The following is a 3,432-nucleotide window of genomic DNA, read 5'->3' on the forward strand; positions in this document are numbered from 1 at the left end:
TTCTTGATTTTGGATCCATGTGCCGTATATCGTAGTAAGGAATATTGTCGATTCTCTATCGAACCCCGTACAAACTCTTAAGAAATAGTATAACACACGACTATGGAAAATCTACTATTTTTCCACACGACCAACCAAGATAGGTGCGCTTTCCAACTGCCCCGAGTAGAATTGTAGGTTGGGTAGAACGGATGCCACCAAAAACGTAAATATCAGAGAAAAACAAAGTTATTTCCAGAGACACCGCATTGACCAAATACCGAGTGAAACCCAACATTCTCCTTGTGAAGTGCCCACACCTCTGGCGGTATGAAGTTGGGTTTCGCTGCGGTGTTGCGTGGATATGCCGACAGGTCGGATTTCAGGCGTATTTGGCACCCCCGCGTCTTCTTTTTCCGTTCCGCTCTACCCAACCTACGACTCATAGTAAACTATTCCGCATGTAGGAGGGATCTCCGAATCCCGACGTGTTCCTTGACAAATAGATTGAATGTGTTATGCTATTAACACCTTCAATCTAAGGAGATTTTTATGCAAACTGTGACAAAAATGGCTTGGAATCCAGATACAAATCAAGATTACGAGATAGAACTACCGGATAATAATGTCGTGGAAAAGGCTCTTCTTGAAATTGATTTGTTGACCTTCTCGTTGCAATGGGCTACGGTGGTTCGCGGGAAGATGCTGGTAAGGCCGTAGGACGTGGTGGTGATGGTGGTATTGATGGTATCATTAACGAAGATAGATTGGGGCTTGATGTCGTATATATTCAAGCGAAACAGTGGAAAGAGAATGTAAGTCGCCCTGAAATTCAGAAATTTGCGGGGGCACTACAAGGTCAACGTGCTCGAAAGGGAGTCTTCATTACAACATCGGGTTTTACCAAAGGTGCTGAAGAATATGTGAAAACAATTGACTCTAAGATTATTTTAATTGATGGGAACCAAGTCGCACAATATATGATTGAGCATAACGTCGGCGTTTCTGTAGAGAAAACCTACGAAATCAAACGCGTAGATTCCGATTATTTTGCTGAAAACGCCGAAAATCCCTAACGATGTTAGCAACAAGAGAGAAGAAAATGAGAACGTTCGGAACCCAAGGACCCGTAACTCCTGAAATAAACTACGTTGTGAGCCGCTCCGAGGCACTTTCGGATTTTGTTGACAGAGTGAAAAAAGGCAAATACATCGTCCTCTTCGCGCCGCGCCAGACCGGCAAGACGACCCTCTTTCGCGCCGCTATAGATATCCTCATAACTGAAGCGTATTTTCCAATTCAGCTGAATTTTGAAGTGTATGTTGATTTAACCCCCGCTGCTTTTTATAGTTATCTGCATGTAGATGTTTGCAGAGCAATTGCGTCCGTTTTCCAAAGGCGAGGCAGTATCCCTTCTGAAGATTTGAAACGATTTTTGGAAAACATTGAGGTAACAGACCATGTTTCAATGAGAAATTTTTTTCAACAACTTACCGGTTTTCTGCCCAGTCATGATAATTCCCAAAAAGTTGTCCTTATCATTGACGAGTTCGATGCCATCCCGCCAGAAGCCGTTCGTGGTTTTCTACATTCGCTTCGCTACATTTATCTTGACACCTCAGGTGTCCGATGTCCCTACAGTGTCGGTATTGTTGGGGTCAAAAACATCACGCAGCTCAACTACGATCGGTCAATCTCACCTTTCAATATCCAAGACGAGTTTCACTTGCCCAACTTCACACATATGCAAGTCCAGGAACTACTCGAGCAATATACCCACGAGGTGGGGCAAGCCTTCACGCCTGACGTTATCTTCTCTATTCACAAACACACGGCTGGACAACCCTTTCTCGTCAATCGGTGTGCGCAAATTCTCACTGAGGAACTGGACATTCCTAAAACTGAACCGATTACGATGGCTCACTTTTCTAAAGCACATACGCAACTCCTTGAGGAAGGGAACATCAATATTAGTCATCTGCTTACCAATATCCGCAGGGATCGTCGGTTTGAAAGTCTCCTTATCCGAATCATGTCTTATAAGATAGGTTTGCCCTTCAATATAGACAATGAAATCATGAATGAACTCATAACTCATGGGGTTATTGTAAAAGGTCCTAATAGAATGTGTGAAATCGCCAACCCGATCTATCAGCATCATATTCGGCAAAGCCTCAAACCACTTCCATCCAAACCCCCGGTACAAACCCTGGATACTCTCCTTCACTGAACGCTGGATAATAGACAGCCTCATCACGAAAATCGTGAACGACCTCTCCACCACTGCCATCAGGGATATGCACCCTACAGGTATATTCACTCTCTCGGAATAGTTGCTGCGGTGTCGGCGTGGACGCATCGACGCGATACGTTGATAGGGCATTTTCATCCACCGTGATTCCCAAACCGGGTGCCTCCGAAACCTGAATCGTGCCATCAACAACAGCGAGCCGCGTTTCGAGCAGATCCGATTCCCATAACTCGTGACACGTAATCGCTGGCAGTTCCGCCTGCGATAACACCGCACCGAGATGCACCGAATATGCCGTTGTGATACCCGTGCCGACCATCTGGAGCCAGTAAGGTTGCGCAAACGAGGCACAGAGTGCGTTCGTCCGCAGGAGTGAGTTCACACCACCGCCGACAACGAACCCACCGCAACAGCGTGCGTGCAAACACGATTCGTTGAAATGCTCGACGATCCGCTTCTGGACAGCCCCTTGTAATCGCGCTGCACCCTCGACATCCGTGCCGAGATAGTAGGGACTTTCGTATATGGCGACGTTCGGATGTTCATCTAATTGTTGCAATACAGGGATGGCGTTGCCCGCAGTCCGTAGAAACCCATTGAAATCAATGTCGAGCCGATAGTCTGCTGGGACGGCGTTCCCGACAGCATCCACCTGTGCGAAGATGTCCCGCCACGGGCGCGCTTTGAGTTTCGCGGACGTGTAACCCCGCTTCACCGATTCTTGGACTTCCGCAACCCAGTCTTCCGGGGGCATATCAATGTCCCACCACGAAATAGGACACCTCTCACGAACCTTCGGTCCGATGAGTTGGTAGACGGGCACATCTACGGATTTACCGACGGCATCGAAAAGCGACATCTGGATGCCGAACCCGATGCTGTCATCGTTCATACATGCAAACGCGTTCTGTCCGATGACCTGTTCAATGTTCGCCGATTCATCTGATAGATTTTCGCCGTATCCGATAACGCCGTTACTGAGTTCGACCCGGTAAACGTGGACACGCTCGCCGTGTGTCAAGGCACGGTGCATGTGTCGGCTGACCCGTTCGTGATAGAACGGAACGTTCAACGGAATCGCTTCGAGATGTTTGATACTGAGCATGAGGTTCCTCCCGAAATGGTATACTTTCGTTCACGGAGTTTGCTTTTCGCTTTTTGCTATATGTGTTTCCGAATTGTATCACATTTCTGAAATTGCG

At 47.2% G+C, this 3,432-nt stretch carries 5 protein-coding genes; 3 read left to right on the top strand and 2 right to left on the bottom strand.

From position 1 onward, the window contains the following. Nucleotides 1-212: 212 nt before the first annotated feature. Nucleotides 213-425: a hypothetical protein gene (locus tag J4G07_10830; GenBank protein ID MCE2414493.1), complete on the bottom strand. Its 213-nt coding sequence runs from the start codon at nt 423-425 to the stop codon at nt 213-215. A 106-nt stretch (nt 426-531) separates the two neighbouring features. Here J4G07_10830 and J4G07_10835 point away from each other — a divergent pair, with 106 nt between their 5' ends. The 3 genes from J4G07_10835 to J4G07_10845 are packed head-to-tail and all read left to right on the top strand — an operon-like array spanning nt 532 to nt 2,209. Then, nucleotides 532-699 (top strand): hypothetical protein, encoded by a 168-nt coding sequence (locus J4G07_10835; protein MCE2414494.1) that lies wholly within the window; start codon nt 532-534, stop codon nt 697-699. Next, nucleotides 657-1,055, top strand: coding sequence for a restriction endonuclease (locus tag J4G07_10840; protein MCE2414495.1), 399 nt, complete (start codon nt 657-659; stop codon nt 1,053-1,055). The genes J4G07_10835 and J4G07_10840 overlap by 43 nt, the downstream gene beginning before the upstream one ends. 26 nt (nt 1,056-1,081) lie before the next feature. After that, a complete protein-coding gene (locus J4G07_10845; GenBank protein ID MCE2414496.1) occupies nt 1,082-2,209 on the top strand; it encodes an AAA-like domain-containing protein in 1,128 nt (375 codons plus the stop codon). Here the strand turns inward: J4G07_10845 and J4G07_10850 are convergent. Beyond that, the gene (locus tag J4G07_10850) at nt 2,154-3,335 is read right to left on the bottom strand and encodes a mandelate racemase/muconate lactonizing enzyme family protein (protein MCE2414497.1); all 1,182 of its coding nucleotides are present in this window, start codon (nt 3,333-3,335) and stop codon (nt 2,154-2,156) included. The genes J4G07_10845 and J4G07_10850 overlap by 56 nt on opposite strands. Nucleotides 3,336-3,432: the final 97 nt, after the last annotated feature.

Source organism: Candidatus Poribacteria bacterium, from assembly GCA_021295715.1.
In the GTDB taxonomy this organism is placed as follows: Bacteria; Poribacteria; WGA-4E; order WGA-4E; family WGA-3G; genus WGA-3G.